Source organism: Streptomyces sp. NPDC058678, from assembly GCF_042714835.1.
Taxonomy (GTDB): domain Bacteria; phylum Actinomycetota; class Actinomycetes; order Streptomycetales; family Streptomycetaceae; genus Streptomyces.
In genome coordinates this window covers 1-25938 of record NZ_JBHXSG010000096.1, presented here as the reverse complement: position 1 = coordinate 25938, position 25938 = coordinate 1, and the positions used below count along the sequence as shown (strand labels likewise).

At 68.2% G+C, this 25938-nt stretch carries 29 protein-coding genes and 5 pseudogenes; 29 read left to right on the top strand and 5 right to left on the bottom strand.

Features of this window, described 5'->3' with window-relative positions:
* From ACFWWR_RS44320 to mobF, 7 genes and pseudogenes are all read left to right on the top strand, one after another.
* Positions 1-100 (top strand): annotated as a pseudogene (locus ACFWWR_RS44320) (IS481 family transposase); the annotation flags it as partial.
* Between the two features lie 9 nt (positions 101-109).
* A pseudogene (locus ACFWWR_RS44315) lies at positions 110-367 on the top strand (transposase); the annotation flags it as partial.
* Between the two features lie 113 nt (positions 368-480).
* Positions 481-609, top strand: coding sequence for a hypothetical protein (locus ACFWWR_RS44310; RefSeq protein WP_383872138.1), 129 nt, complete (start codon positions 481-483; stop codon positions 607-609).
* A gap of 406 nt (positions 610-1015) precedes the next feature.
* Complete coding sequence (locus ACFWWR_RS44305) at positions 1016-1267, top strand: plasmid mobilization protein (RefSeq protein ID WP_319112882.1); 252 nt, start codon at positions 1016-1018, stop codon at positions 1265-1267.
* Complete coding sequence (locus ACFWWR_RS44300; protein WP_383872141.1) at positions 1264-1647, top strand: fic family toxin-antitoxin system, toxin component; 384 nt, start codon at positions 1264-1266, stop codon at positions 1645-1647. The genes ACFWWR_RS44305 and ACFWWR_RS44300 overlap by 4 nt, the downstream gene beginning before the upstream one ends.
* A gap of 462 nt (positions 1648-2109) precedes the next feature.
* On the top strand, positions 2110-2436 hold the full coding sequence (locus tag ACFWWR_RS44295) for a relaxase domain-containing protein (RefSeq protein WP_384309955.1): 327 nt from the start codon (positions 2110-2112) through the stop codon (positions 2434-2436).
* The gene (gene mobF / locus ACFWWR_RS44290; RefSeq protein ID WP_384309960.1) at positions 2373-3038 is read left to right on the top strand and encodes a MobF family relaxase; all 666 of its coding nucleotides are present in this window, start codon (positions 2373-2375) and stop codon (positions 3036-3038) included. The genes ACFWWR_RS44295 and mobF overlap by 64 nt, the downstream gene beginning before the upstream one ends.
* 127 nt (positions 3039-3165) lie before the next feature.
* Here the strand turns inward: mobF and ACFWWR_RS44285 are convergent, their stop codons facing one another.
* Positions 3166-3597, bottom strand: a complete 432-nt coding sequence (locus ACFWWR_RS44285; RefSeq protein WP_384309963.1) for a hypothetical protein — start codon at positions 3595-3597, stop codon at positions 3166-3168.
* Here ACFWWR_RS44285 and ACFWWR_RS44280 point away from each other — a divergent pair.
* From ACFWWR_RS44280 to ACFWWR_RS44200, 17 genes and pseudogenes are all read left to right on the top strand, one after another.
* A pseudogene (locus ACFWWR_RS44280) lies at positions 3583-4429 on the top strand (alpha-hydroxy-acid oxidizing protein); the annotation flags it as partial. The gene ACFWWR_RS44285 and the pseudogene ACFWWR_RS44280 overlap by 15 nt on opposite strands.
* A 156-nt stretch (positions 4430-4585) precedes the next feature.
* Positions 4586-5734, top strand: a complete 1149-nt coding sequence (locus ACFWWR_RS44275; protein ID WP_384309953.1) for an ABC transporter substrate-binding protein — start codon at positions 4586-4588, stop codon at positions 5732-5734.
* Positions 5735-5942: 208 nt separating this feature from the next.
* Positions 5943-7151 carry a sensor histidine kinase gene (locus tag ACFWWR_RS44270; protein WP_384309950.1) on the top strand — a complete coding sequence of 403 codons (1209 nt, stop codon included), beginning with the start codon at positions 5943-5945 and terminating at the stop codon, positions 7149-7151.
* Entirely contained in the window at positions 7148-7816 is a 669-nt protein-coding gene (locus ACFWWR_RS44265; RefSeq protein WP_365662063.1) for a response regulator transcription factor, read from the top strand. The genes ACFWWR_RS44270 and ACFWWR_RS44265 overlap by 4 nt, the downstream gene beginning before the upstream one ends.
* Positions 7817-8392: 576 nt before the next feature.
* Positions 8393-8632, top strand: a pseudogene (locus ACFWWR_RS44260) (AI-2E family transporter); the annotation flags it as partial.
* Positions 8633-8645: 13 nt separating this feature from the next.
* Positions 8646-8750 (top strand): annotated as a pseudogene (locus tag ACFWWR_RS44255) (IS5/IS1182 family transposase); the annotation flags it as partial.
* A gap of 123 nt (positions 8751-8873) precedes the next feature.
* A complete protein-coding gene (locus ACFWWR_RS44250; RefSeq protein WP_384309947.1) occupies positions 8874-9011 on the top strand; it encodes a hypothetical protein in 138 nt (45 codons plus the stop codon).
* 152 nt (positions 9012-9163) lie between these two features.
* Positions 9164-9436, top strand: a complete 273-nt coding sequence (locus tag ACFWWR_RS44245) for a hypothetical protein (RefSeq protein ID WP_384309944.1) — start codon at positions 9164-9166, stop codon at positions 9434-9436.
* 210 nt (positions 9437-9646) lie between these two features.
* Positions 9647-10693, top strand: coding sequence for a serine/threonine protein kinase (locus ACFWWR_RS44240; protein WP_384309942.1), 1047 nt, complete (start codon positions 9647-9649; stop codon positions 10691-10693).
* Complete coding sequence (locus ACFWWR_RS44235) at positions 10672-11277, top strand: ABC-three component system middle component 2 (protein WP_384309939.1); 606 nt, start codon at positions 10672-10674, stop codon at positions 11275-11277. The genes ACFWWR_RS44240 and ACFWWR_RS44235 overlap by 22 nt, the downstream gene beginning before the upstream one ends.
* A complete protein-coding gene (locus ACFWWR_RS44230) occupies positions 11274-13262 on the top strand; it encodes a DNA recombination protein RecN (RefSeq protein WP_384309937.1) in 1989 nt (662 codons plus the stop codon). The genes ACFWWR_RS44235 and ACFWWR_RS44230 overlap by 4 nt, the downstream gene beginning before the upstream one ends.
* A 196-nt stretch (positions 13263-13458) precedes the next feature.
* The gene (locus ACFWWR_RS44225; RefSeq protein WP_384309934.1) at positions 13459-15417 is read left to right on the top strand and encodes a serine/threonine-protein kinase; all 1959 of its coding nucleotides are present in this window, start codon (positions 13459-13461) and stop codon (positions 15415-15417) included.
* A gap of 18 nt (positions 15418-15435) precedes the next feature.
* On the top strand, positions 15436-16359 hold the full coding sequence (locus ACFWWR_RS44220; RefSeq protein ID WP_384309957.1) for a YihY/virulence factor BrkB family protein: 924 nt from the start codon (positions 15436-15438) through the stop codon (positions 16357-16359).
* A gap of 54 nt (positions 16360-16413) precedes the next feature.
* Positions 16414-16959, top strand: a complete 546-nt coding sequence (locus ACFWWR_RS44215) for a phosphatase PAP2 family protein (RefSeq protein ID WP_384309931.1) — start codon at positions 16414-16416, stop codon at positions 16957-16959.
* A gap of 147 nt (positions 16960-17106) precedes the next feature.
* Positions 17107-17526: a phage holin family protein gene (locus ACFWWR_RS44210; RefSeq protein ID WP_384309928.1), complete on the top strand. Its 420-nt coding sequence runs from the start codon at positions 17107-17109 to the stop codon at positions 17524-17526.
* Entirely contained in the window at positions 17523-18008 is a 486-nt protein-coding gene (locus ACFWWR_RS44205; protein WP_384309925.1) for a DUF3618 domain-containing protein, read from the top strand. The genes ACFWWR_RS44210 and ACFWWR_RS44205 overlap by 4 nt, the downstream gene beginning before the upstream one ends.
* A 2-nt stretch (positions 18009-18010) precedes the next feature.
* Positions 18011-18277, top strand: coding sequence for a DUF4235 domain-containing protein (locus ACFWWR_RS44200; RefSeq protein WP_384309922.1), 267 nt, complete (start codon positions 18011-18013; stop codon positions 18275-18277).
* A gap of 477 nt (positions 18278-18754) precedes the next feature.
* Here the strand turns inward: ACFWWR_RS44200 and ACFWWR_RS44195 are convergent, their stop codons facing one another.
* On the bottom strand, positions 18755-18952 hold the full coding sequence (locus ACFWWR_RS44195) for a hypothetical protein (protein ID WP_384309920.1): 198 nt from the start codon (positions 18950-18952) through the stop codon (positions 18755-18757).
* Between the two features lie 172 nt (positions 18953-19124).
* Between ACFWWR_RS44195 and ACFWWR_RS44190 the strand changes: the two genes are divergently transcribed.
* The gene (locus ACFWWR_RS44190; RefSeq protein WP_384309916.1) at positions 19125-20123 is read left to right on the top strand and encodes a magnesium and cobalt transport protein CorA; all 999 of its coding nucleotides are present in this window, start codon (positions 19125-19127) and stop codon (positions 20121-20123) included.
* Positions 20124-20157: 34 nt separating this feature from the next.
* Here the strand turns inward: ACFWWR_RS44190 and ACFWWR_RS44185 are convergent, their stop codons facing one another.
* On the bottom strand, positions 20158-21315 hold the full coding sequence (locus ACFWWR_RS44185; RefSeq protein WP_384309913.1) for an aromatic acid exporter family protein: 1158 nt from the start codon (positions 21313-21315) through the stop codon (positions 20158-20160).
* 464 nt (positions 21316-21779) lie between these two features.
* On the opposite strand from ACFWWR_RS44185, the gene ACFWWR_RS44180 reads away from it, so the two are divergent.
* Positions 21780-21929, top strand: coding sequence for a hypothetical protein (locus tag ACFWWR_RS44180; protein ID WP_384309911.1), 150 nt, complete (start codon positions 21780-21782; stop codon positions 21927-21929).
* 323 nt (positions 21930-22252) lie between these two features.
* Entirely contained in the window at positions 22253-22603 is a 351-nt protein-coding gene (locus ACFWWR_RS44175; RefSeq protein ID WP_384309908.1) for an ANTAR domain-containing protein, read from the top strand.
* 26 nt (positions 22604-22629) lie between these two features.
* Here ACFWWR_RS44175 and ACFWWR_RS44170 read toward each other — a convergent pair whose 3' ends face one another.
* Positions 22630-22989, bottom strand: a complete 360-nt coding sequence (locus tag ACFWWR_RS44170) for an STAS domain-containing protein (protein ID WP_384309905.1) — start codon at positions 22987-22989, stop codon at positions 22630-22632.
* Between the two features lie 211 nt (positions 22990-23200).
* Here ACFWWR_RS44170 and ACFWWR_RS44165 point away from each other — a divergent pair, with 211 nt between their 5' ends.
* Complete coding sequence (locus ACFWWR_RS44165; RefSeq protein WP_384309903.1) at positions 23201-23647, top strand: ATP-binding protein; 447 nt, start codon at positions 23201-23203, stop codon at positions 23645-23647.
* Positions 23648-23707: 60 nt separating this feature from the next.
* Here ACFWWR_RS44165 and ACFWWR_RS44160 read toward each other — a convergent pair whose 3' ends face one another.
* Positions 23708-24463, bottom strand: a complete 756-nt coding sequence (locus ACFWWR_RS44160) for an ATP-dependent DNA ligase (RefSeq protein WP_384309900.1) — start codon at positions 24461-24463, stop codon at positions 23708-23710.
* Between the two features lie 584 nt (positions 24464-25047).
* Here ACFWWR_RS44160 and ACFWWR_RS44155 point away from each other — a divergent pair.
* Positions 25048-25539 (top strand): hemerythrin domain-containing protein, encoded by a 492-nt coding sequence (locus ACFWWR_RS44155; protein WP_384309897.1) that lies wholly within the window; start codon positions 25048-25050, stop codon positions 25537-25539.
* Positions 25540-25938 lie beyond the last annotated feature (399 nt).

Here is a 25938-nt window from a genome sequence, read left to right as displayed (position 1 = left end):
AGACTTCCTGCACACCTACAACCACCACCGCTGCCACACCGCACTCGGAGGCAAGCCACCCATCAGCCGTGTGAACAACGCTGCGGGTCAATACAACTAGGGCGGTTGCGCCCACATGCTCACTCACCTGCAAGGCGACCAACTCCCCGAATGGATCGCAGCAGCCAGCGCCACCGCCGTACTGCCCAGCCTCCGCCACTTCGCTCAGCACCTCCTGCGCGACCTCGACGCCGTCACCGCCGGCCTCACCCTCCCCTGGAACTCCGGCGTCGTGGAGGGCCATGTCAGCAGGATCAAGATGCTCAAGCGCCAGATGTTCGGCCGCGCAGGATTCGAACTCCTACGCAAACGGGTTCTATTGGCGTGACCGAGTGTCACCCAACCACAAGAAGTGGACCAGAGCCCGGGATCCAACACCACTTGTCGCTCAGGGCCGAGAACGCTTTGTTTCGTGGGAGGGCGCTTCCACAGGTCGCACTCGTGATCGTCATTGCGCTCCTAGCTGCTGCCGGCTCGGGCAAGCTCGCCCGCATGGACGGCGCCACATACCCCGCCGCCCTCACCTTCGCCACCACCCTGGCCAGTGCCTTCCGCGCCCTCCTCACCTGACCGCCACGCGATGGCCCGGCATGGACTCGACTACCCGACTGCGCTCATCTATCTGCCAAACATGCCTGAGCAGACTGCGCTGACCTGTACCAAAGGCAAAGAAGCACTAGATAACGGCGGCCGCCTGGCTGGCCTAGGACGGTGTCGGGCATCCGCGGATGCCGATCACACCGGGGGTCGAGGAACGCCGCCAGAGACTGCTGGGCGTCGGCGGGCACGTCGACGGCGGCCCGTTCGAGCGTTTTGACCATGACCTTTCAGCCTGTGCCGGATGGCGGACGTGGTCATGGCCATGCCTTGCGGTCAGGCAAGGCCCGATCCGGCTGGAATGCGGTGCGGAGCCTGCGCCCAGGCGGCTTCCCGCCAACCTGGTGTAGCAGTGCGTACGAGCCGCTACGCTTGACCCATGGCGAAGAAACAGATCAACGTGCGGGTGGACGAAGACGTGTACGCCGGAATCGAGGAGCGCGCGGCCGCCGTCGGCATGGAGGTGACCGACTACGCCCGCCAGGTCCTCGCCGACGAGGGCAATGACCTAAGGCACCGGTTCCTCAACACGGCCGCGCACTTCGTCGACGAGTGGGGCCCTCACTTCGCCGAGAAGTTCGGCCACCCCGCGCCCACTGACCAGGAGACACACGGGCAGGCCGCCGCGTGATCTTGCACATCGACCGGGCGTGGTTGCTGGACCTCGCGCACCGCAGCGTGCCCGGTGACCCGGACGTGACCGACTTCGGCACCCTTCAGGCCGCCGTCGCTCGGCACGCCGACAAGGTGATGGACACGCTCGTCTACGCCGAGCCGCACCATCGGGCGGCAGCACTCATGCACCAGCTCGTCCGGTGCCCCGCACTGGAGTACGCCAACGAGCTGTTCGGGGCGGTCGTGGCAGCGTCGTACCTGACGGTGTCCGGGGCCGTGGTGACGGTGACCCCCAAGGAAGCGGCGGACCTGGCCGAGCGGATCGCTCGTGACGGGCTGGACGTGCGGGACGTCGCGGAGGAGCTGAAAGACTGGACGAGCCGCCCGCGAGGGTGAGCCGACAGCGCACGTGGGTAACGGATAAACGTCGCGCTACAGACCCCTGACCTGTGGCAATGCGACAGGACTGTTGGCCCGCTCCATGGGACCCGGCGCCGCTTCCCCTGGCGGGTTTCTCTCGCGGTGTCCGGGTCGGGGCGCAGCCTGGCGTACAGGGGCGCGACGCCGTTGGGGCGCCGACGGATAGACCGTCCCACTACTGGTCCTGCTGCACAACCCGGAACGGGCTCACCCCGGCAATCGTCCCGCCCTGCAACCAGGCGGTGGGGGACGCGTTCGTCGCAACCGTCCGGTTCGTGATGTGAGGGCTGCCGGAGGGCGATGACATTCGCATCCGGCTCGGGGCCGCTTTCCGCCTGGCGGGCACCTGAGAAGAAAGTTCGGCCGCTGCTCCCGCCTGGCGGGACGTACCGCAGATAGGCCTTTTCTCGCAGTTCAGAGCCGTGTGGCGTGGTCTCCATGACAGTTGATATCAGGGTCGTCCGGGCCGGTCAGATGTACCGCTACTACCTGCGCGAGACCGTTGTCGGTGACGGTCGGCGCCCGGCCCGTACGCCGCTGCGCGAGGCTCAGGAGCAAGCCGGTGTCCCGGTCGGGCGATGGATTGGGCGCGGCTTGGCCGTGCTCGGACTGGCGCCGGGTGAGGAGGTCACCGAGGCGCAGTTGCGGAAGCTGTTCGGCGAGCGGGGCCGGCATCCGTACGCGGACCGGTCGAGGCTGACCTGCTCGCCAAGGGCGAGTCGGCGAAGAAGGCGTTCAAGGCCGGCGCTCTCGGACGGCGGGTGACGGTCACGGGTGTCGACTTCGTCTTCCGGCCGCAGCCGACGATCTACCTGTTGTGGGCGTTGGGGGATGAGGGGACCCGGCGGGTGATCGAGGCCGCGCACGAGCGGGCGATCGAGCGGGTGCTGGAGTGGATCGAGGACGAGGTGGCGGTGATCCGGTACGGCAAGGACGGCATCTACCGGGTGCGGCCGCCCGGCGGGTTGGTCGCCGCGCGCTTCCGCCACTACGAGGCACGCTCGGGCATGCCCTTGCTCCATGACCATCTGCTTCTGTCCGTGAAGGGCCAGCGTCTGAACGGGAAGTGGGGGTCGATCCACACCCTGGCCTTGCACGAGAACACCGTGGCCGCCTCCGCGCTCTACAACGAGATCGTGGCCGCTGAGGTCTGCGAGGCGCTGGGGCTGGCGACCGAGCCGCGCATCGTCACCGCCGGGCGTCGGCCCGTGATGGAGATTGCCGGGGTGCCGCACGAGCTGATCCGCTGGACCTCCCGGCGCAGCGACCAGATCGCCGCCTGCCTCTCCGAGCTGGAGCACGAGTACGTCACCGCCGTCGACGACGACGGCGAGCTGAAGTTCCTGCCGGGGCACTGTCAACTTTGACGCCCCGTCAGACGATCACAAAGGTGATTGGCAATCTTCACCTCTGATTCCGCGAATGAAGCGCCGAATCGGCCTGCCGGAGGGAGGATCTGGCTGGGGTTTTCCTTCTTGATCATCTGACACCCAGTCAAAGTTGACAGTGCCCCCACGGCCAATCGTCGCCGCCCTCCTTCGACACCACATAGACGGCTCCGCGCGTCATCACGTGCCAGATGCTCGGGTTCATCCGCTTCACCGTTACCAGACGCCTGCCCGCGCCCATGATGATTTCCTCCGGTCCGTGCTGTGACATCACTAGTCCGTCGTCGCGGCGGTCATCCTCCACCGCCTGCCGCTCCTCGACCTCCTGCTGGATCCGCGCCCACTCGGCCGCCCGCGCCTGCTCAGCCTGCGCGTCCCGCTCCGCCTGCTCCGCAGCAAGCCGCTCCCGCGTGGCCTGCACCTCCTTGGCCCACCGCTCTACCTGCCGCACCTGTGCGGCGAGGCGGCGCTTCTCCTCCGCCCCGTGCGGCAGCGGAGTAAGGCGCCTGGCGCGGTCCCGCGCGCCCAGGACGGACACGGCGACCTCGCCACGGCACGCGCCGCCGCCCGTACCGGCGTTCCGATGGTCGCCTCCACGCTCTCCGTCGACCCTCTGGAGGACGTGGCGGGCGAACTCGGGGACACCCCCGGCTTCTTCCAGCTTTACACCCCGACCGACCGCGGCATCGCCGAGAGCCTCGTCGACCGTGCCGAGCGGGCCGGGTACCGGGGCATCGTCGTCACCCTCGACACCTGGATCACCGGCTGGCGCCCGCGGGGACCTCGCGACGGCGAACTTCCCGCAGCTGCGCGGCCACTGCCTGGCCAACTACACCAGCGACCCGGCCTTCCGGGCCGGTCTCGGCCGGCCGCCCGAGGAGGACCCGCAGGCAGCGATCCTCCACTGGACCCAGATCTTCGGCAACCCGCTCACCTGGGAAGACCTGGGCTGGCTGCGCTCCCTGACCGACCTCCCGCTGATCGTGAAGGGCATCTGCCACCCCGAGGACGTGCGCCGCGTCCGCGACGCCGGGGTGGACGCCGTCTACTGCTCCAACCACGGCGGCCGGCAGGCCAACGGCGGCCTTCCCGCCCTCAACGCCCTGCCCGCCGTCGTCGAGGCCGCCGACGGTCTGCCGGTCCTCTTCGACTCCGGTGTCCGCAGCGGCGCCGACATCGTCAAAGCCCTCGCCCTGGGCGCGACGGCGGTCGGCATCGGCCGCCCGTACGCCTACGGCTGCGCACTCGGCGGCACCGACGGCATCGTCCACGTCCTGCGCTCCCTGCTCGCCGAGGCGGACCTGATCATGGCCGTGGACGGATATCCGTCCCTCAAGGACCTCGTCCCCACCGCGCTCCAGACCGTCTGACCACCCGGCCACCCCGGCCACCCCGTTCAACCGATCGGTTGAACGGGGATTCATCCGGCGGCTCTCCAGCACCCTCCGAACAGCCGACGCGAGGAACCTCTCGCCTGTGTCAGATTCGAATCCCCAGCACAGCTACCCCATCGAGAGGCGCGCAGAGTGTCCAGTTTCCTCAGCCGGCGACGTGTACTCGCCACCGGAGCCGGAGCGGCGCTCGGCGTCGGCGCCCTCGGTGCCACCGGGACCCCCGCGGCCGCGGCCTCGTCCGCCGGATCCCACCCGGCCGCGGGCGCCGAGGAGACCCGGACCCTCGACGAGCTGTACCAGGCCGCCCTGGCGGAGGGCGGCAAGCTCGTCATCTACTCGGGCGGCGACATCGACAGCCAGGGCGACGGCATCCGCAACGGCTTCGCAGCCCGCTTCCCGGAGATCGACCTCAAGGTCGTCGTGGACTCCAGCAAGTTCCACGACGTCCGCGTCGACAACCAGTTCGCGACCGACACCCTCGTCCCGGACGTCGTCCAGCTCCAGACCCTCCAGGACTTCACCCGCTGGAAGGGACAGGGCCGCCTGCTGTCCTACAAGCCCGCGGGCTTCTCCAAGGTGTACGACGCTCTCAAGGACCCGCACGGCGCCTGGACCGCCGTCGCCGTGATCGGCTTCAGCTACTCGTACAACGTCGCCGCGGTCGGCGCCGACGTTCCGAAGTCCCCGCTCGACCTGATCGACCCGAAGTGGAAGGGGCAGATCGCGTCGTCCTACCCGAACGACGACGACGCCGTCCTCTACCTCTTCAAGCTGTACGTCGAGCACTACGGCTGGGACTGGGCCGCCAGGTTCGCCGCCCAGGACGTCCAGTTCGCGCGTGGCACGTACACGCCCGGGCTGGCCGTCTCCAGCGGACAGAAGGCGCTCGGCGTCGGCGGCTCGGGCTCGCTCGTGGCGCCGTCCACGGCGGCCTCCCGGTGGGCCGTCGCCGAAGGCCACCCCTTCATGGCCTGGGGCCAGCGGGTGGCGATCCTCAAGCAGGGCCGCAACACCACGGCAGCCAAGCTCTACCTCAACTGGCAGCTCTCCACCGCCCAGCAGCAGAACGCGTTCAACGGCTGGTCGGTACGGACGGACGTCACCCCCGCCGGTGGCCTCAAGCCCATCTGGAAGTACCCGAACGCGAACCTCGATGGCTTCCCCCGCTTCATGGCGGACCGTGCGGAGGTCGAGCGCTGGAAGCAGACCTTCGCGCTGTACTTCGGTGAGGTGAAGGGGGACCCGTCCCCCGGCTGGCTGGGACTGCATCCCGGGGCGTAGCCGAGAGGCGGAGGGGCCGGGAGGGGGCTGCTGGTCCCTCTCCCGACCCCTCTGTTTCATTGCATCTTCACACAAGTCATACAGGCGGTCGCTAGACTCGGGGCTCTGTCCGATTGGATCAGTCTGCCCAAGGGGATCTGCCGTGTCCGACCGTGTCCCCGTCCGTTCATCGCTGACGGTTCGCGGCGGTCGGTTCACCCGGGAACACGTGTCGCATCTGGCGTTCTTCGTCATCGTGGCGTCCGCGTTGCTGCACCTCGTGCGACTCAACAGCGAGTTGTGCTGGTACATCGCGACTGTCAGCGGGTTGCTCGCGCTCACCTACACGGGCGGGGTGATGCTGTGGGACCGGCTCGGGGCGGTGGGGCGGGCGGCCTGGATTCCGGTGCTGCTCGCCCTGTGGGGCCTCCTTCTCTTCGTCGTGCCGGCCGCGCTGGTCTCCGCCTTCGTGTGGTGTGCCCTGCCGTTGGCGTGCGCCGCGCAGCGCGTGCTCGGCCGCCGGTCCGCGACCGCCGCGCTCGCCCTGATCACCCTTGTCCTCGTCACGGCGCTGGTCGGGGTCGACGGCCGGTTCGTGATCGACACGGTGCTGGTGCCCGTGGCGGCCGTCTGGGGCACCGTCGCCCTCTACCGCGCCCAGCAACGGGACGCCGAGGCGCGTCGGCGTCTCGTCGAGGAGCTGCGCGACACACGTGACCTCGTCGCCCGGCAGCAGCGCCGGGCGGGTGTGCTGGCGGAGCGGACGCGGATCGCCCGCGATCTGCACGACACCCTCGCCCAGGAACTCGCCGGCGGGCTGATGCTGCTCCAGGCTGCCGACCGCGACTGGGACGACCGGCCAGACGTGGCCCGTACTCGCGTGCGAGCGGTCGCCGACGGACTGGGCACCAACCTCACCGAGACCCGCCGCATGATCGGGGACCTCACCCCGTCAGCCGTCGCCGAGACCGGCCTCGAAGGCGCGCTGCGGGTCCTGTGCGCGCGCTCCGAGGCCGACGGTACGGCGGCCCGGATACGGTTCCAGGCGGTCGGCGACCCCCAGCCCGTCCTCGACGAACACGCCGCCACCACCCTGTTCCGCGTCGCGCAGAGCACGCTGGCGAACGTCCGCGAACACGCCCACGCGGTGAACGTGCGGGTCACCCTCAGCCGGCAGCCGGACCACGTGGACCTCGAAGTCAGCGACGACGGTGTCGGGTTCGACCCGGCCGAGGCCTTCGCACGCACGGCGCGTCGCCCGGGCCGTGGCTTCGGACTGCCGGCGGCCCGTGCCCGGCTGCGCGAGTTCGGCGGCGACCTCGACATCAGCGGAGTGCCGGGCCGGGGCACCCGCGTCCGGGCCACGGTCTCCGCGCGGCCCCGGCCGCAGCCCACTGCCGTGCCCTCCGCCTCCGTCCCCGCGGCGACCGCCGGATGACCACAGAACCGCCCGGCGCGATCGTGCCGCCGCTCCGTGTCCTGGTCGCGGACGACCACGCCGTCGTACGGGCCGGCCTGCGCGCGCTCCTGGAAGGCGAGCCCGACCTCGAGGTGATCGCCGAGGCCGGCAGCGGTGAGGAAGCCGTCCGGCTGGTCGCCCGGATGTTGCCCGACATCGCCCTGATGGACCTTCGGTTCGGGAATCCGGGGGGCGGGATCGACGGGATCGAGGCGACGCGCCGGCTCGCCGTCGCGGCACCCGGCGTGGCGGTGGTGATGCTGACCAGCTATTCCGGACGGGCCGATGTGGTGCGGGCGTTGGAGGCGGGCGCCCGGGGCTACGTGCTCAAGGCGGGGCCGCCCGAGGAACTGTTCCGCGCGGTGCGCGGGGCCGCCGCGGGGGCGCTGGGGCTGGCACCGGAGATCGTCGGGGAGCTCGTCGGCCAGGAGTTCAGCCCGGAGCACGAGTTGAGCGGGCGCGAGGTCGAGGTCGTACGGCTGCTGGCCGAGGGGCGCAGCAACCGGGCCATCGCCGAGGCGCTGTTCCTCAGTGAGGCCACCGTCAAGACGCATCTCGTGCGCGTCTACCGCAAGTTCAAGGTCGACAACAGGGCGGCGGCGGTGTCGCAGGCCGTGCGCAGGGGCCTACTGGACCTGACCTGACCTCACTTGCCGCGGTCAGCCCCGGGCGGTGAGCCAGTCCTCGTCCGCCCAGGTCGCCGTCTTCGGGATGCGTGACCCGTAGTCCTGGTCCTCGTCCACGCGGGCGCGGACGCTTCGCCTCCCGGATCTCCTCCACCGAGCCGACGTCGCGCACATCGGGCCAGGCCCGCGGATCCATCCGTGCGACCTCCACCAGCGCCATCACCTCCTGGCGGGCCAGGTCGTCCGGCAGCTGCGCCATGACCTCCACCGCGAGTTCCTCCACCACCACGCCGTATCGCATCCCGCGCACCCCCGTGTGATCGACTCGGGCAGCAGCGTACGAGGGGACCGCCGATCGCGCTTGGACCTGTGGATAACTCGCGTCCGCGGGCCCCCGCGGCGGCTTCACAACCTGGGTCACCCGTTTGGCGGGGCGAGTTCACCGCAGGAACGATTGCCCACCTCTCTCCAGGCCAGATCTTCCGGCCACGAGGACGGCAGCGATCCGCACAGCCCCGGCCGTAACAGCCGCGCACGGCTGCGGTGCAGGCGAGTTGCCGCCTGGGCCAGGGCGGTGCGCTCAGGTGCAAAACGCTGTGGGCGCTCCTTGTCGTCTTGGTAGTACAGGCCGTTGAGGGCAACCTCCTGCAACCGGCCATCCAGAGCCGCACGGTGTCCCTGCACCCGGCCACCGTGATGCTGTCCGTGGCCGCCGGCGCCAGCATCGCCGGCGTACTCGGAGCACTTCTGGCTGTCCCACTCTCCGCCGTGGGCGTCGGAGTCGTCGAAGAGCTGCGCGCGCGGGCTGGGGCCAGACCCGGCACGGCTGGGTGATCAAGCTGGTCACGGGCGCAAGCGGCACGTCGTGGTCGACACGCTCGGTCTGCTGCTCGCGGTGACGGTCACCGCCGCGGACACCGGCGACCGTGCCGCCGCCCAGGTCCTGCGAGAACAGCTTGTCCGCCTTCGCCGCGATGCCTGCCCGGCGCGGCTGATCGGGTGATGACCACTGCTGCCTCCGATGCGAGGCCTCGCCTGTGCCGTTGACCGGGTGACAGCGAGAAGGAGAGCGGACATGGCATCGAGCAGACGGCGGGAACGGGAGCGGTTCTCGTACCACGACATCCGCGACGCGATGGTGGCGATCCTGGAGAAGGAGCACGGCATCACAGCCGCTACCACGGCCGCACGTTCCGCGCGGCCTGCTATCTGATCCACCAGGACAACCTGGAGCGCCGCAAGCCACGCGGGAAGCTCCCGAAGTGCCACCCGAACTTCGGCAAGTCCGAGCGCGACTTCGACGGCCACCGGTGGGACGAATGCTCCCTCACCCCGGACGTGCCGTCGTTCGGCGGGAAGCTGAAGGTGGACCACGAGGACTCGTGGTGGATGGGCGACCGCATGGTGGCCTACGTCTGGTACCCCTACGACGTCCCGCTGCGCGAGCTCGGTGAAGCAGACGCCCGCGTCGCCCGCCATGGACTGGGGCTGACCCTGCATACGGGCTGGGGCGCCCACTACTACGGCAACACCCCGGCCGTCGTCCTCGCCCCGGACTGGTTCAAGGTCCCGTACCACCCGCGCACGGAAGACCTCATCCGGGCCGCTCGCCAACTGCCCCACCGCTGCGAGTGGTAGACCACGGCACACGGCACCCCATCACGCAAGGCGATGTGTACCGAACTGTGCCGACCGAGGGTGGAGCGGTAAGCGCCCGTCAGATGCCAAAGAGCCACTGGGCATCCCCTTGATCGATAGAGGAGAACAGCGTTACGGTGCCACTCCTGACTTTGTGTCACGGAAAGAGCACGGGCTGAGAGCGGTGGGCGCCGTGCGCTGGGGGGTGCCGTGAAAGATCACGTGGCGATGGCGGCTGGTGTGCCGCCGATCAGTTTCGTGGCTCATCAGATGCGTACGGGTGGGGCGGGTGGCGCCCGGGATGACTTCGAGAAAATGATCATTGAACTGGCGAATGCCACCATGCCCGGGGTCCGCACGATCGCTGCCAACCCGGGTGACTGGGGTATCGATGCGTTCGCTGGTGACTTGGGTGGCTCCATCACGGTCTGGCAGTCCAAGTACTTCCACCCCGTTACAGCGGCCACGCACCAAAGAACGATCAGGGAGTCCTTCCAGTCGGTGATCAAGCAGGCATCCGAGCACGGGCACACGGTGAGGATGTGGATCTTGTGCATTCCTTCCAGCATGGATGGGCCGACCACGAAGTGGTGGGACAAGTGGAAGAGGACCCAGGAACGTGACCACAACCTGGTCATCGACTTGTGGGACGAAACCCAGCTGACGGTCAGATTGCGGACTCCAGAAGCTGATCATGTGCGCCGCGCATACTACGAACCGTTCACGGCAGTGCCTCCCGCCGACGAGGAAAGTCGCTCCGTCCTGGAGGTGGACGTCGAGCAGGCGGCTGCTTTCGACAACGCCCTCTTCATCCGACAGATGAGAGAGGCCGGCCACCTTGAGCTCGATGGCGCTAAGCGCCAGTTCTTCAATGCGGACCTGGTCGCGCGCGAGATCGCTCATAAGGGGGTGCCGGCGGAGGTCAACGCTCTGGTGTCCACCGACGCGACCCTCCACGGCGTGTGGGAGACCCGCTTCAACGAGTGCTGCGCTGACGACAGCCTGCGCAAGCTGCACAGTCTGGTCTGGGCTGACGTCCGCACGGAGCACCCTCAGCTGCCCAAGCAGCTGAGGCTGGAGGTAGCGCACGCCTGGGGCCTGGTTCACCGGCTCGTGGACAACCGGAAGGCCGGCTGGGTCAAGCACTGGCGCACCGTTGCCGCCGCGCACTCCGAAACCGATTCGCACATCCAGCAGCTCCCGCACGAGCCCCCGACCGACGATGAGGAGTCGCCGTGGACGACGACCGTCCGGTAGTCATGCCGGAGGACGAGGTCCAGTTCCGGCTGGCACAGCTCCTTCTTCTCATGAATGCCATGGCCAACCAGAAGCCGCCCAGCGCGAACCTGGAACGCATCGCTTACTACGACTTCCTCTCCGCGAACCCCTTCCTGGTGGTGGAGCCGGACAGCCGGGAGGCGTCCCTGCTGCGTCTCGCGGGCTTCGACCCGCGGGTGCTGTCCTACGCGTCCTCGGGACAGCGATTCACCAGCCGCCGTGAGCGCATTCAGCATGACCTGAGCCTGCTGGTGGCCTACGGATGCTGCACCGCCGCGAATGAGCAGGGTGGACTCGTCTACCGCATCACCTCTGCCGGACGTGATTTGAGCGCTCACCTCACCACGACCTACGCGAGATCCTTCACCACCGCAGCCGAAATGGTCGTCGGAAAGCTACGCCGGCTCAGTGACGCCCGCCTGCGCAAGGAGACCGCGGGCTGGCTGCGTGTCGACGGCAACAACCGGCCCGCCGCAGCTCTCGCCAGCGTTCTTGCAACCGTAGACAGCGGCAGGACGGTACTTCAGCCACTTGAGCAGCCCTTCGCGGAGGACGACCGATGACCGAAGCACATGGCATCCGCGTACGACGTCTGCGCCTCGTGGGTATCGGTCGCAACTACGACATCGACTTCACCACAGAGGGCCGAGTCCAAGATCTCTCTGTCATCTCGGGAGCCTTCAGCTCCGGCAAGACAGCCGTCCTGGAGTTCGTCGCCTACGGTCTCGGCGCCAAGAACCACCCCAGACACCCCGAAGTCCTCCGCAAGGTCCGCTCGGCATTGCTGGAAGTCGAGCTCTCCGGCGACAGCCACATCATCGAACGCGCCGTAGGCGAGCCCTCCACCGTGGCCTTCGTCCGCCGCGGACGACTGGACCAGCCTTCCTTCTCCACCATCGAAAAGAAGGTCATCGCCCCCGCCGGCGACGCCCAGAGCCTGTCCTCTCTACTGCTGAGCCACTGCAAGCTGGAAGGCGTAGAACTGCGGGAAGCGCCAACCGACGCAGAATCACGCACCGACCCGCTCAGCATCCGCGACCTGATGTGGCTGACCTTCCTGCCCAACGAACGGGTCGCTGACAAGAACTTCCTCTTCGAGAACAGCCCCCCGCGCAAGCACAAGCTGCGCCAGGTCGTCGACGTCGTCTTCGGCGTCCACGACGACCGCGCCGTAGAACTCGGATCACGCATCAAACAGCTCGAGGGACGCCTCAACCGTTCGCGGGCTGAGCTAGCCGCAGCCACCGTCTTTGTCGCCGAACAAGACGGCGAAACGGCCACCGACCCGCAGACCCGCCTGGTTGCCGAGCGCCAGTTGGCGTCGATCACCGCAGAGCTTGAAGAGCTTGACCAGCGAGCCCACGCCGCCACCACCTTCGCCGAAGAGTTGCGCCAGACCCACCGGCGCGCTGCAGAAGAGGCCCGCACAGCCTCCGCCGTTCTGCGTGACCGGGAAACACAGCTTGCACGCATGCTTCCCCTGCGCGCCCAATACGCCGATGACCTCCTCAAACTCGGCATGCTGGCTCAAGCGCGGCAGCTGTTCGACCCGCTCCGCGTCCGCACGTGTCCCGCCTGCTTGAACCCGTTGCCTGTCCCGCCCCAGGTCATCGACGGGCACTGCAGCATGTGTGACCACGACTTGCCGCAGACGCCGGATCTGACCCTCGGTGCCGCTGCCGACAACAACCTCAGTGCACAAGCTGAGCAGCTGGACGTCGCGGCTGAGATCCGTTCGACGAAAGCCAGGCTCAAAGAGATCACTACGTACATCGAGGAACTCGATGCCTCGCTCTCCTCTGCCAGGCAGCGGGCTCAGACCGCCAGCTTGGAAGAACAGCGTGCGGCGAAAGCCCTCGACGAAGCCACCTCACCAACCGTCTCCACCTTCCTCGTGGCCCGAGATGAGTTGCATCGCCGCAAAGAGGTAGCCACGCGCCAGATCGATCAGCTCAACAACTCGTCCAGACTCCAAGAAGGCTTGGCCAAGCGGGCTGGACTCGTGAACCGGCAAGAGGCGAACCTGGCCCAACTGCGTGAGGAACTTGCGCAGCTGGGTGACGCCACTCAGGACCGAAATGAGGTAATCCGTCAGATCAGCGCACGGTTTGGCCGTCTCCTTGCTGAGTGGCATTACCCGAAACTCAGCCAGGCCCGCGTGGCGAACGACCTGACTCCCTTTGTGCGTGGTGAGCCTTACCAGGTGGCATCTTCAGGAGCCAGGACGCTCATCACCCTCGCATGGCAACTGGCCGTCTTCGAAACAGCCTTCGAGAGCGGGGCCTCGCACCCGGGCTTCCTCATGATCGACAGCCCTCAAAAAAACCTCGGACACGGTACCGGCCGCGACACGCTCATCGCGGACGCCGTTAGTACCGACGACTTCTATCGGCACCTCACACAATGGCTGGCACATCATGGGAACGGGGCGCAGGTCATCGTTGCCGACAACAGTCCACCCGACCTGATCGAGGACCGGGTGATCGTCCGTTTCACCAGAGATGAGGCGCAGCCGCCTTACGGGCTGATCGACGACGAGACGGGCTGAGAGCCCCCGCCACCGGATCAGATCCGGCCGCTCCTGTCGCAGAGGCAGGACCTGAGGTCGGAGTGTCTTGGATCCTCTTGATCGATAGAGGTGAACGGCGTTACGGTCGCCATTTACTCTGTGTCATACGAAGAGCACATTCCGCACGGGCTACGCGTGGTGGGTGATGGGCCTTGGGGGTGCCGTGCAAGATCACATGACGACGTCGGCTGGGGTCCCGCCCATCAACTTCGACGCTCATCAAATCCGTACAGGTGGCATGGGCGGCGCTCCGGACGAGTTCGAGAAGATGATCGTGGCGCTCGCTTCTGCCACTTCACCGGACGCTCGGATGGTCGCGGCGAACGCGGGCGACTGGGGCGTCGACGCGTTCGCCGGCGACCTCGGCGGCGCGGTCACTGTTTGGCAGGCTAAATACTTCCGCCCAGTTACCTCAGGCAGCGCGCATCAAGCCCAGATCAAAGAGTCTTTCCAGTCGCTGATGAAGCAGGCCGCCCAGCGTGGGCACACCGTGCAGACGTGGGTGCTGTGCATCCCCTCAAGCATGGACGGGCCGATGTCGAAGTGGTGGGACACGTGGAAGAAGACGCAGGAGCGTGAGCACGGTCTGCTAATTGATCTGTGGGACGAGACTGAAATTACCCGCAGGCTTCGGACTCCAGAAGCGGACCGTGTGCGGCGCGCCTACTACGAGCCGTTCATGACGACGTCGATCCCCGATGTCGAAGACGAAGACGGTCTATTGGTAGGAGATGAGGACAAGGCGGTGTCCTTCGACTCAGCTCTCTTGGTCAGACAGATCAGAGAGGCGGGGCACACTGAACTGGTCGGCGACCTGGCTCAGGTACTGCGCGGTGGTTGTGGCGACCGCAGGGACTACGCCCGAGATCGCCTCCCGATACCCGATGGCGGGCAGGCGGACGTGTTCCATGCACGGCATAAGAAGTCCGGTGTGAGTGTCGCCGTTAAGCAACTGCGGGGTCAGTATCCGCACCGCCGGCAGATAGCCCGGATGAAACGCGAGATCGAGATTGGCCTCATCCTCAACGGCCACCCTCACGCCGTCCCGATCTTGGACTACGACCGCAGTTACACCTGGTTTGTCATGCCCTTCGCAGAGACCACAGCAACACTCTGCCGAGAAGAATTGACTGAACTGCCTGCACTCACGGCCCTCATCGAAGCCATCTGCTCCGTACTCGCCCCCGCCCACCAGCAGGGATGGGTGCACCGCGACATCAAGCCGGCCAACGTGCTCCGACTCGACGGTCGCTGGGCGCTCGCAGACTGGGGCATCGTTCGACGACCGCGAGGACAAACCACCGACCCGCAGCGCACGAAGCTAGGCGCATTCCTTGGTTCGGACGGTTTTGGCGCCCCTGAGCTTTCAGACGATGCGCACAGCGTCACACCAGCGACCGATATCTACAGCCTCGGTCAACTCATCGGCTGGGCAATCACAGGGGAGATGCCCCTGATGAACGTGCCCCTCGTACCCGCATCAGGTCCTTGGCGTGCGGTAGTCCGCGAAGCGACCCACAGAGACCCTGCCCGCAGGCCCACCACAATCGAAGCCTTTCGCGAACTGATCTCCCAAGAAACCCAGACGCCTGCTCAACCGCCGATCCTGCATGCCGAAGCACTCAAGGAAGCGGCTGCGGAGGGATCGACTGCCGCCATCCACGAACTGGTCGCCCTCGCTGCAGCTCACACCGGTGACGCTTCCCTGTACTGCGACCTTTTGGTCACTGTGCCTCCGGCCGCTCTAATGCCAGCGCTGCTGGCAAACCCACACGGAGCGGTGGACATCGTCCGTGCGATGGCTGAACTACTGGGCACCCACAGGTCGCCGGAGCGCGGTGAGGTAGACGCCGCCATCATGTGGCTGATCGAAATAGCACAGCAGGCGGCAGCTGCAGGAGAGCTGGAACTGCTCGAGGAATGCTGCAACGGAGCGTTCGAGTGGGATGCTCGGTGGGACCAGTGGACGCCACAGGGCAAAATCGCGCCGTGGTTGTCTACCCTGACCGGAGACGCGGCCAGTGCAGTCGCAGCGACGCTCCGCCAGCATCCCGAATCAGCGAGGCACTTCCGGCACTTGGCCGACAACATTCGCACTGATCACAGAATCCGTGCTGCCGTGTCGCGAGCCTGATTTTGGCAGTCGACGCAGCTGCCCAAGCGCTCCTGGTGGGCTGCGCTGAAAGGCACCGTCAAGGAGTTCAAGGACGATGAGCTGGCCGACCGGGCCGCGGCGCTGACCTACTACGGGGTGCTCGCCCTCTTCCCCGCGCTGCTGGTCCTCGTCTCGCTGCTGGGGATCGCTGGACAGTCGGCGACGCAACAGGTGCTGGACAACGTTCAGAAACTCACCCCCGGGGCGGCCCGCGACGTCATCAGCAACGCCGTGAAGCAGCTGCAGGGCAATGCCGGTATCGGGTCCATCGTGGCGATCGTGGGCCTGCTGGTCGCGGTGTGGTCGGCCTCCGGCTACGTCGCGGCGTTCATCCGCAGCGCGAACGCCGTGTACGACATGCCGGAAGGGCGTCCGGTGTGGAAGGTGCTGCCGGTCCGTGTGGGCGTGACGGTGGTGCTGCTGGTGCTGGCCGTGGTCAGCGCGCTGATCGTGGTGTTCACCGGCGGCCTGGCCCGCCAGGCGGGCCAGGCGCTGGGAATCGGGGACACGGCACTGACGGTGTGGTCGATCGCGAAGTGGCCGGTGCTGGTCGTGCTGGTCACCCTCATGATCGCGATCCTGTACTGGGCGGCGCCGAACGTGAAGGGCCGCGGCTTCAAGTGGGTCACCCCGGGCAGTGTCCTGGCGCTGTTGATCTGGATGATCGCCTCGGCCGGGTTCGCGTTCTACGTGGCGAACTTCGCCTCGTACAACAAGACCTACGGCACCCTGGCGGGCGTGATCGTCTTCCTGGTGTGGCTGTGGATCAGCAACATCGCGATCCTGCTGGGCCTGGAGTTCGACGCCGAGATGGCCCGCCAGCGCTCCGTCGCGGGCGGTCTGCCCGAGGACGAAGAGCCCTATGTCCCGCCCCGTGACACCCGTAAGTGGAGCGAGGAAGACCGACAGCGCCTCGAATGAAGTAGTTCCCACGCTGCCGCGTTATGTGCCGCTCGGGTCGGGAAGGCGCAGGTCATGAGAGTGCTGGCGGATGTCCGTGAGGGTGATCACCGGTTGACGCGGTGGGTGGCGGGGTGGCGGTCCACCTGCGTACGGCGGGTTCTGCCCGCGGTGGAGGACAGCGCCGAGCACACCAAGCTGTGGTGGGGTGCCGCCGTGGCCATGTCCACTGTGGGACGGCGGGGGCGCAGGGCCGCGGTGGCCGGTCTGACGAGCATGGCCGTGGCGGAGCTGGTGTCGAATTGTGTGGTCAAGCAGGTGTGGAGCCGGCGCCGGCCGCCGAAGGAGTGGATCTCGCACGAGGAGGTCCATGAGCGGCCCGACTCGTCTTCGTTTCCGTCCGGGCACACCGCCGCAGGTGTGGCGTTCAGCGCCGCGGCGGCAGCGGTGTGGCCGTCGGCGGGAGCGGTGTGTGCGGTGCCGGCCGTCCTGGTGGCCACCGAACGGGTGCACACCGGCGCCCACTACCCCTCCGACGTCGCCGTCGGCGCGGTCATCGGCCTGGCGGCGGCCGCCCTGGTGCACCGCGCTCCGCGCCTGACAGCGCGCCTGCTGAGGTGACAGCACAAGGACAGCGAATGCCGCAGGTCCGCTGGATGGGGCACCCGCAACCGGGGTACCCGGGACGGACGTGCGCTCCCGAAGCGGACGCGACGCCCTATCTGGGGCGCTACTACCAGCGGCAGCTGCGAAAGGAGGCAATCTGTCATGAGTACCCAGGATTCCTACCGACCCCCGAGCGGCTCCTCCGAGCCAGTCGGTGATCTGGTCCAACGCGCCTCTCAGCAGCTCACGGAGCTGGTGCGGGGCGAGATGCGGCTGGTGCAGGCGGAAATGAAGGAGAAGGGCAAGCGGTACGGCAAGGGCGGCGGCCTGTTCGGCGGGGCCGGTCTGGCCGGCTTCCTGACGGCGCAGGCCCTGATCGCCACGGCGATTGCCGCGCTGGCCGTTCCTCTCCCCGTCTGGGCGGCGGCATTGATTGTCACCGCAGTCCTCGGCGTGGTCACGGCCGTGCTGGCTTTGACGGGCAAGAAGGAGGTCAGCCAGGCCGCGCCGCCTGCACCCGAGCAGACCATCGACAGTGTCAAGGCCGATGTGGCTGAGATCAAGGAGAGTGCACAGCGATGACCCAGCCGCCCCATGACGAGCCCACCGCCGCCAGCCCCGAGCAGTTGCGGGAGCAGGTCGAGCAGACACGCCACGAGCTGGGGGAGACGGTGGAGGAACTGGCCGCCAGGACGGACGTCAAGGCCCGCGCGCAGGAGAAGGCGACCGCACTGAAGGAGCAGGCGGGCGTGTTGACGGAGCAGGCGGGCGCCAAGGCCGCGGAGCTGACCGGGCAGGTCAAGGTGAAGGCCGCCGAGGCCGCGCACCTGGTGCAGGACAAGCTGCCCGAGCCGGTCAGGGACAAGGCCGCCGCGGCCGCACAGCAGGTGAAAGCTAAAGCGGATCAGGCCGGTCACGTGTGGCAGGACAAGGCGCCGGAGCCGGTCCGCGACAAGGCCCAGCAGGGCGCCCAGGCGGCCAGGGACAACCGCACCGTGCTGATCGTGGCCGGCAGTGTGGCGGTCGTCGCGTGGCTGCTGCTGCGCCGCCGGGGCAGGAGGTAGCCGTGAAGGCAGCGAAAATCGCCTACAAGCCGGTCGGCCTGGCCCTCGGTGCGCTCAGCGGTGTGCTCGCGGGCGGGCTGTTCAAACAGGCGTGGAAGAAGCTCGGCCATGACGAGGACGCCCCTGATGCCACTGACGAGGACCGCACCTGGCGCGAGACGATGCTGGCGGCAGTCATGCAGGGAGCGATCTTCGCCGGCGTCAAGGCCGCCGTCGACCGGGCGGGCGCCGCAGGCACCCGCCGCCTGACCGGAACCTGGCCCGGCTGACCCCTCCCGTCGACTCGCGTCGACGTCCGCGCCCCACCCCGACCTGGGCGGACGTCGACGGGAGGTGGGCCTTGGGCAGCCGTTACCGCCGTTGTTCTGCTGGCGCGCTGGTGGGCGACTCCCCGAACGCGGTGGAGCCATCGCAGCCGCTCGCTCATCCTGCCGCGGCATCGCCCTGCCCCAGATTCGTCTCGGCCCGCCGCCCGTCTCAACGGCGCACCCGAGCATGCTCAGACGCAGGATTGCAGTGCCGAGTGCGTGCTGCGTGAAGCCGAGGAGCACCTGAGCCGGGAATGGAACCGGCTGCATCCTCTCTACCTCCACCAGCCCGACGACTCCCGGCCTCGCAGCCGGTAAGCCACCGCGCCGGCCATCTGTGCGGGGCCGCGCTACAGACCGACGGGGTACTGCCCGGCGAGGTAGGCGGAGGCCACGCGCTCGGCCCCGCCCTGGATGCGGCCTGCCGCCGGCATCTGGTCATGCGGCGTCGGGGGCCCGCTTCTTGAGCTCGTTGCGGCTCTGTTCCAGTTCGGAGCCTGTGTGCGGGACGAGGGAGAGGTGGCGCTTTCGGTGGGCATGACGCGCGGGCTGTTTGAGCATCCACTCCTCATAACGTCCGAGCGCCAGTACCAGGCACATCATCCCCGGGGGCAGCAGGATGGCGAGGAAGACCACGACACGCTCCTCTTGACGACACAACTTTTTCCTTCGGGTAGCCCGAGCTGGACGGACCAGAGGCCCGTGTTCGTGAAGGACGCGTGCGTATCAATGCGCAGAGGCTATGCCCGGCTGCCGCCCGGCCGTTGGGGGCAGGCATGCAATCGCCGCGGCGGTGCAGGCGTGAACCATGAGGTGTGACATCTACCGTGAGCCGTCGGACGAGCAGGAACAGCATGAAGAGGTGGACTGCCGACAGGCCGACGGCGGCTGTGCGGCGGTGCTGGAGAGTCTCAAGCGGCTGGGAGAGACGGAGTTCTGCTGGGTGCACCTGGACGACCCGGGCCCGGGCGACCTCGAAGCACTGGCCGGACAACTCGGCTTGCACCCACTGGCGGTGGAGGACGCCGGCGAAGCACACCAGCGGCCCAAGCGGGAGCGGTACGGCGATGTGCTCGCGGTGAACCTCAAGACCCTCTGGTACGTCGAGGAGACCTGTGAGGTGGAGACCGGCGAGGTGATGGTCTTCACCGGTCCGCGCTTCGCTCTGACCGTCCGTCACGGGAAGGCCGACCCCACCGTCGAGGCGGCCCGGCGGCTGCACGAGGATCCGCAGATGCTGCGCTTTGGGCCTGTGGCCGTGCTGCACGCCGTCCTGGACACGGTAGTTGACTCCTACACCGAGGCCGCCGTCCAGGTCCGCGCCGATCTGACCGCGCTGGAGCGGCGCGTGTTCTCCCCGGCCCGTGACGATCTGACCGAAGGGATCTACTCCCTCAAGCGCGAGGTCGTCGAGTTCCGCGACGCCGTACAGCCCCTGGTCCCCGTGGTGCAGGACTTCGCCGGCCCCCGCGCCGAATGGCCCGAGGAAGCTCTTCCGTACTTCCGCGACGTCGCCGATCACCTGCACCGCACCGACACCGAGGTGCGCTCACTGGACGAGCTGCTGAACTCCGCCCTGGACGCCCACCTCGCACGGGTCGGGACCTGGCAGAACGACGACATGCGCCGCATCTCCTCCTGGGCCGCCATCCTGGCCACCCCGACCCTCGTCGCGGGGATCTACGGCATGAACTTCGCCCACATGCCGGAGCTGAGCTGGACATACGGATACCCGCTCGCCATCACCGTGATGGTGACGGCCGCTGGCCTGCTGCACCGGTCCTTTCGCCGCAACGGCTGGCTGTGAGACAGCCATTGCGGCGCACGAGGCGGCGGCGCCCTCAGTCCGGGACGAGCTGATCGGCCAGGCGGCGGGCCTGGGCCAGCAGCGTGCCATGCGTCGCCAGCGCACCGGGATCATCCTGTACGGCGGCGGGCAGCCGTCGCTGGAGTTCGTCGAGCGTGCCGCGAAGCCCCGCAACGGCCTCACGCAGCGCCTCCGCGGCGCAGTCGTCGCCACCGCTTTCGGCGAACCGGGACTGGCCGTAGAGGCCGACGGCGCGCGCGGTGTGCCGCAAGAAGTCCGCGTAGGGGCCGGTCATCTGCGCGCCTGGCCGGGCCAGCTCCCCGTGCTGGTCCGCGGTCTCCAGCACGGTGCGGGTCACGCCGGCGGTGTGCACGGCCACGTCCTCCAGCACGGCCAGCGCGTCGTCGTACGCCTTGCCGGGCGCAGACACGGCACGCCCGCCACGCCCACGCGGATTGATGCGCATACTTTCCCTACTCCAGCCGACCGCCGAGCGCGCCTGGTCGACCAGGCGCCCCAGACGCAGAGCACGCTCGTGCCACTCCCCAGCCTCGTGGCCTTCCCACTCGCCGTCCGCCACTCCGTCGGCCACCGCGTCCAGGATGTCCTGCGCCTCACACGCGGCTTCCTCCAGGGCGGCGCGGGTGTCACGCAAGTACACCGGAGGCCGGATCAGGGCGTTGACCGCGACGCCCACCAGCGCCCCGAAAACCGCCTCCGCGATCCGGGCACCCGAGGACACGACAGAGACCTGACCGCCGGTCAGCACGAACAGTGCCCCGGTCGCTGCATAGATGCCCTGGCTTCCCAGGCGCTGCCACTGCGCCAGTAGCAGTACCGCTGGCAGAACCAAGGCCATCGTGGCCATCGTGCTGTCCAAGACCAGCGCGACGGCAGTCGCCACCACCGTTCCCACCGCGATGGCGGCCAGCTGCTGCAGACCGTGCGCGATCGACCGGTACACCGTCGACTCCACCAGCACGACCGCCATCCACGGGGCGACGAACGCCATCGGAGCCTTCAGCCACCAGCCCGCCACCCCCCAGGCCACGCAGGCCGCCAGCGCCGCCTTGCCGGCCTGTACCACCAGATCCCGCTCACGGCCCGGCCCCGCCCACGCCCGCCGCACGGCCTGCACGGCAGTCCCACTGTGACGCCGAACCGCCCCTGTCACCCTCCCAGTCCACTCCATACACCCCAGGTGCCCAGCGACAACCGATGCACCAGGCCGCCGCGGCGACGGCACCCTGAGCAGGGGGACGCCACCGACGCACTGACAGACGCGGACTCACATCCTGCGGTGCGCCGCATCCCCAGCGGCCCGTCAATTGAGTATTCGGTTCGGCCGCTCCATCGGCGAGCGAGCCCTCACCACCGTGACCATCAGACGAAAAGGCCACAATCCACTTGATCCCTGGGCCAAGGCCCGCGCCGCCGCCTGACGCGCCCGCGTGCCGGGGCAGGTTCAAGGTGCCGGCGCCGCCTGGGCAGTGCGGGCGGCATCAAGGACCTCAGGCAGAGGGAGGGCCAGGGCGGCGGCGAGTTCGGCCAGCTCCGCTTGCGTGGGATGGACGGGGCCGTGGGCGCCGTCCTGGGCGAAGACGCGGATGCGGGGGTGCGGATACCGGTCCGCACGGCGAGAGCCTGTGCGTTCAGGTGACGGCGGCGCATGCCCTGCTGCAGCAACTGCGAAAGATCAGCCATCCGCTTCTTCTGCCCGCCCCTGACCCTTTCATCCACCTGCTGGCCCGCTTCCGCATGCTGGGTCTGCTGGTCACGGAGATGCGGCAGGTGCCCTCATCATGATCGGCCGATGGTGGGCCCAGCCCGGCACCGCGCTGGAGACGCGGCACGAGGGCGGGACCAGAGCGGTTCCCGTTTTGAAGCGTCAACGCCGGTTCCTCGCGAACTCCTTCGCCTGTCCGGCCCGTGAGGTGCGAGCGCGGATGCGGTGGGCACCCCGGCAGGACAAGGGTTGGGTAAACAGCCCTTGGAGCTCTTCGCCGTCCCAAGGCCGGCGAAGGGCCTCTCATCCTGTGTGATCTTCACGTCGCACCGCACGGAGGGTGTCTTGCTGTCGCGGTAGGGGGCAGGCGTACAGAAAGCCTTGCCCCTGTATGGAGACCAGCATGACGACCTCCCGCGTGCCGCGGCTCTCGCCCGACGGCACACGTGACGACGCCACGAACGCCCGCCTGGAGCAGGAGAACGCGCAGCTGCGACACGCCGTCGATTCCCACGCGGCGGTCGACCAGGCCATCGGTGTCCTTGTCGCGATCCACCAGCTCCCGCCGGCCGCCGGATTCGACGTGCTGCGTGAGGTCTCCCAGCACACCAACACCAAACTGAACACGGTGGCTGAGACGGTGATCGCCTGGGCGCTGGGGCAGCCGCTGCCCGAGCCGGTGGGGCGGGAGCTGGACGCGGCCGTGCAGCGGCGCTCACGCCAGCAGAATGCCCCGGACGCGGAAGCCGGGTAGAGCGCCGCGGCCGGGCACGGCGTGGGTCAGGGGGCCAGGGCCTGCTCGACGGTGGAATGGCAGCCGGTGACCTGGTCCAGGCCGACGAGCTCAAGGACCCGCAGCACCGATGCCTGGGCGCCGGCCATACGCAGCCATCCCTGAGCGTCACTCATGCTCTGGTGGGCGGCGATGAGGACGTTGATGCCGCTGGAGTCCATGAAGGACACGCCGCTGAGGTCCACCACGGTCCGCGGCCGCGTCACGCTGCCGTAGGACAGCAGGGCCTCGGTGAGCTCGTTCTTGACCGTGTGGTCGATCTCGCCGCGCAGAGTGACCACCCGAACGTCGTCGACGGCAGTGTGGTCGATCGACAGGCCGGGCCGGGCTCCGTGGGTGTCTGTCACCGTTTCCTCGACTGCGCTCGCTGATGGGCTCGGGCCCCGACACCGTGTGCGTTGGCAGCCTGCCCCGATATTACGGTGAACACCCGTTCGGCCCTCTGCGTAACCGAGCTCAAGGGGCATGGGGGCAATAGTCCGGGGTAAGCGCAGGCGGGTGAACAGGGGGAAAAGGGTGGATCCGGCGGAATCAGTCCCCGATGGTGAGGGCAGCGTGATGCCTGGCGCCCCTCCGATACAGGCCACCGTCGCCCTGGACGGAGACGGATCCTGCATCGCCGAGGCGCGGCATCGTGCGGTGGACTTCCTCACCCGCGTCCAGGCCGAGCACGGCCCGCCGGTGTCCGCACGCGCGATGGAGCTGACCCAGCTGGTGGTCAGCGAGCTCGTCACCAACGCCCGCAAGTACGCTCCCGGCCCCGTGCTGATGGAACTGCGCATCGCCGGGGACCTGGTGGAAGTGGTCGTGTGGGACAGCGATCCGGTCCTGCCGGTGGCCCGGGCTGCTGATGCGGGCAGGGTCGGGCAGCACGGCCTGGAGATCGTCATGGCCGTCGCCCAGGGCTTCGAGGTCCAGCGGGAACCGGTCGGCAAACGGATCACCGCCCGCATCACCATGCCCGACGACCCTGGTGGGGACATCACCGGACGCCGCCCCCAGTAGGAGCCGACGTGCTCCCTCGACCCCACCGTCTTCCCTGATGGCCGACCGTGAAGCGCCGGGCTACAGGAGGGCGACGTCGGCGGGGGAGAGGTCTGGGCGGGCGCGGCGCCAGCGTGCGGGGTGGCGCCACCGGCCAGCAGCGTCGCGGGCGACGTCGACGCCGACTTCCACCACCAGCTCGGGTTCCACCAGCGTGACGTTCAGCTTTTCCTGGCTGCCCCACCCGGCGGAGAACGACCAGCCTGTCCACGGATGACCGCGCCGCCCCGGAGCGAGCAGTCCGGCGACCGTGTTGCTCGCTGTCTGGGCGAGGGTGGTGGTGCGGCCGACGTGCTGAAGGCGTCCGTCGGTGTCGTACCTGCCGAGCAACAGCGTGCGGGGAGCAACCAGGGAACCGGTGACCGCGCCGACGATCGCCTCGCTCGTCTCGCGGACCTTGTATCTCTGCCAGCCCCTCACCGACGGCCGGTAGGCGTCCTCCAGCCTCTTGAAGACCACCCCCTTCATCCCGACCGACGCCCACGTCATCAGCCACTCACGCACGACGTCGGCCTCGATGGTCGACGGACACAGCGCCCACGGCGCCGACAGCCGACGGGCGGCGAACACGGACTCCAACGCGGCCCTGCGCCTCCGGTACGGCCAGGAGGTTGTGTTCGTCCCGGACAGCCTGAGCAGATCGAACGCGACGAAGTGAGCCGGCCACTCCTGCGCCGTCCGGGCCGCTCCGGCAGCGCGCCGGGCAAGCCGGTTCTGCAACCCCTCCAACGCGAGGCTCGTGGACTGGGCGCACGCCACCACCGGCCCGGCCTGCATCGACGCCGCCTCCCAAGCTTCGCCTGGCAGCAGGCACTGGCCGACCTCGGCGCGGCCGAGCTGGCCAGGGTGCGTGACAACGGCCAGGAGACGTGCATCTGGGAGACGCTGGGCCTGGGTCAGTTTCCTCCACGGACTTCCAGTGCAGGATCTTGCACTGGAGGTTCGTCGAGGTCGGCGATCATCGGGCGAGTCGTGGAAGTCCTCCACCAGTTCCAGCGCGCCGTCGTGGTTGCCGATGAAATCGGCCAGGGCGGTAGGAAGCCGAACGCGAGCATTGGCGGGAGCAGGCCTTAAAGAGGGGTCCGTCTCTGTGCTGGTCAGGAGCGGATTACCGGGGTGTTACTCGGGCTGGAGAAGAAGCAGGGCGCGCGGTCGTCGAGGTAGGTCGCGTCCGGCTGGTGGTTGAGGCACAGGTCGTGCAGGGTCATGCCGGCGCCTTGGCGGGCTGCTCTCGGTGAGACGGTGCAGGCCTGTGTCCAGGGGTTCTGCTCGTCGTTGATCAGGCCGTCCTGCTGAACACCACTGGATGGGGTAGCAGGATTCCGGCAAGGTCCCCCCGCACGAAAGTGATGCCTAGTCCCATGGCAGAGACACGAGACGTCGTTGAACTCATTCTCCAGGACCACCGGAAGATGGAGGATCTCTTTCGTCTGATGCGCAGCGTCGAAGCCGACCGGGCTGCCGCTCTGCGGCAATTCTCCGATCTGCTGATCGCGCACGCACTCGCGGAAGAGGCGAAGGTCTATCCCGCTCTCAAGCGCTACAAGAAGATCGACGACGAAGAGTTGGAACACGGCGAGGAGGAGCACGAGGAGGGCAACAAGGCACTCCTGGAACTCCTGGAAGTCGACGAGGTCGGCTCTAAGGAATGGGACGAGAAGCTGGAAGAACTCGTCCAGGCCGTCACCCACCACGCCGACGAGGAGGAGCGCACCATCCTCAACGGAGCACGCGAGAACGTGGCCATGGAGCGCCGCGAGGAACTGGGCGAGGCGTTTGTGGAAGAGCGCGAGCGTCAACTGAAGGAAGGCTGCGGTGCCGTCGGCAACGTGCGCCGCATCGTCGGCTCCTGACCGCAATCCGTTGCCGCGGCCCGGACGGTCGGCGCTGGGAGGCCCCGCCCGCCGGCCTTCAGGTATCCGCGCAGTTCCTTCCCGGGTACAGGGAGAGGGGCCGTAGTTAGGTCTGGGTCCTGACGGCTGCGCACGACTCGCGGGTGACCTGCTGTCTGGCGAGCGCGCGCGGTGCGGGATGTCGGGGAGGCTGGGGTCCGGTGGTTGGAGGCGTAAATTCCACTGCTTCACCGGCCCCGGCTATGAGGCCCGGTGCCCCGGGAAGGTGGTAGTTACACCGTTTGCCCCGGAGAATGTCCTGGTCCGGGACGTGGCGGGGGGGCCCCGCGGAAAAAGCGGCCCACCACCACCCAGAAGAGTTGGGGGTGAAAAACCATAACAACAGGCCCGACGGCCCCC

Excerpts from the sequence above, each read along its gene's own strand:
- ACFWWR_RS44305 (WP_319112882.1), top strand. The coding sequence starts at position 1,016 with ATGGCGAAGAAACAGATCAACGTGCGGGTGGACGAAGACGTGTACGCC.
- ACFWWR_RS44295 (WP_384309955.1), top strand. The coding sequence starts at position 2,110 with ATGACAGTTGATATCAGGGTCGTCCGGGCCGGTCAGATGTACCGCTAC.
- ACFWWR_RS44265 (WP_365662063.1), top strand. The coding sequence starts at position 7,148 with ATGACCACAGAACCGCCCGGCGCGATCGTGCCGCCGCTCCGTGTCCTG.
- ACFWWR_RS44250 (WP_384309947.1), top strand. The coding sequence starts at position 8,874 with ATGGCATCGAGCAGACGGCGGGAACGGGAGCGGTTCTCGTACCACGAC.
- ACFWWR_RS44230 (WP_384309937.1), top strand. The coding sequence starts at position 11,274 with ATGACCGAAGCACATGGCATCCGCGTACGACGTCTGCGCCTCGTGGGT.
- ACFWWR_RS44225 (WP_384309934.1), top strand. The coding sequence starts at position 13,459 with ATGACGACGTCGGCTGGGGTCCCGCCCATCAACTTCGACGCTCATCAA.
- ACFWWR_RS44215 (WP_384309931.1), top strand. The coding sequence starts at position 16,414 with ATGAGAGTGCTGGCGGATGTCCGTGAGGGTGATCACCGGTTGACGCGG.
- ACFWWR_RS44210 (WP_384309928.1), top strand. The coding sequence starts at position 17,107 with ATGAGTACCCAGGATTCCTACCGACCCCCGAGCGGCTCCTCCGAGCCA.
- ACFWWR_RS44205 (WP_384309925.1), top strand. The coding sequence starts at position 17,523 with ATGACCCAGCCGCCCCATGACGAGCCCACCGCCGCCAGCCCCGAGCAG.
- ACFWWR_RS44190 (WP_384309916.1), top strand. The coding sequence starts at position 19,125 with ATGAGGTGTGACATCTACCGTGAGCCGTCGGACGAGCAGGAACAGCAT.
- ACFWWR_RS44185 (WP_384309913.1), bottom strand. The coding sequence starts at position 21,315 with ATGGAGTGGACTGGGAGGGTGACAGGGGCGGTTCGGCGTCACAGTGGG.
- ACFWWR_RS44175 (WP_384309908.1), top strand. The coding sequence starts at position 22,253 with ATGACGACCTCCCGCGTGCCGCGGCTCTCGCCCGACGGCACACGTGAC.
- ACFWWR_RS44165 (WP_384309903.1), top strand. The coding sequence starts at position 23,201 with ATGCCTGGCGCCCCTCCGATACAGGCCACCGTCGCCCTGGACGGAGAC.
- ACFWWR_RS44160 (WP_384309900.1), bottom strand. The coding sequence starts at position 24,463 with ATGCAGGCCGGGCCGGTGGTGGCGTGCGCCCAGTCCACGAGCCTCGCG.
- ACFWWR_RS44155 (WP_384309897.1), top strand. The coding sequence starts at position 25,048 with ATGGCAGAGACACGAGACGTCGTTGAACTCATTCTCCAGGACCACCGG.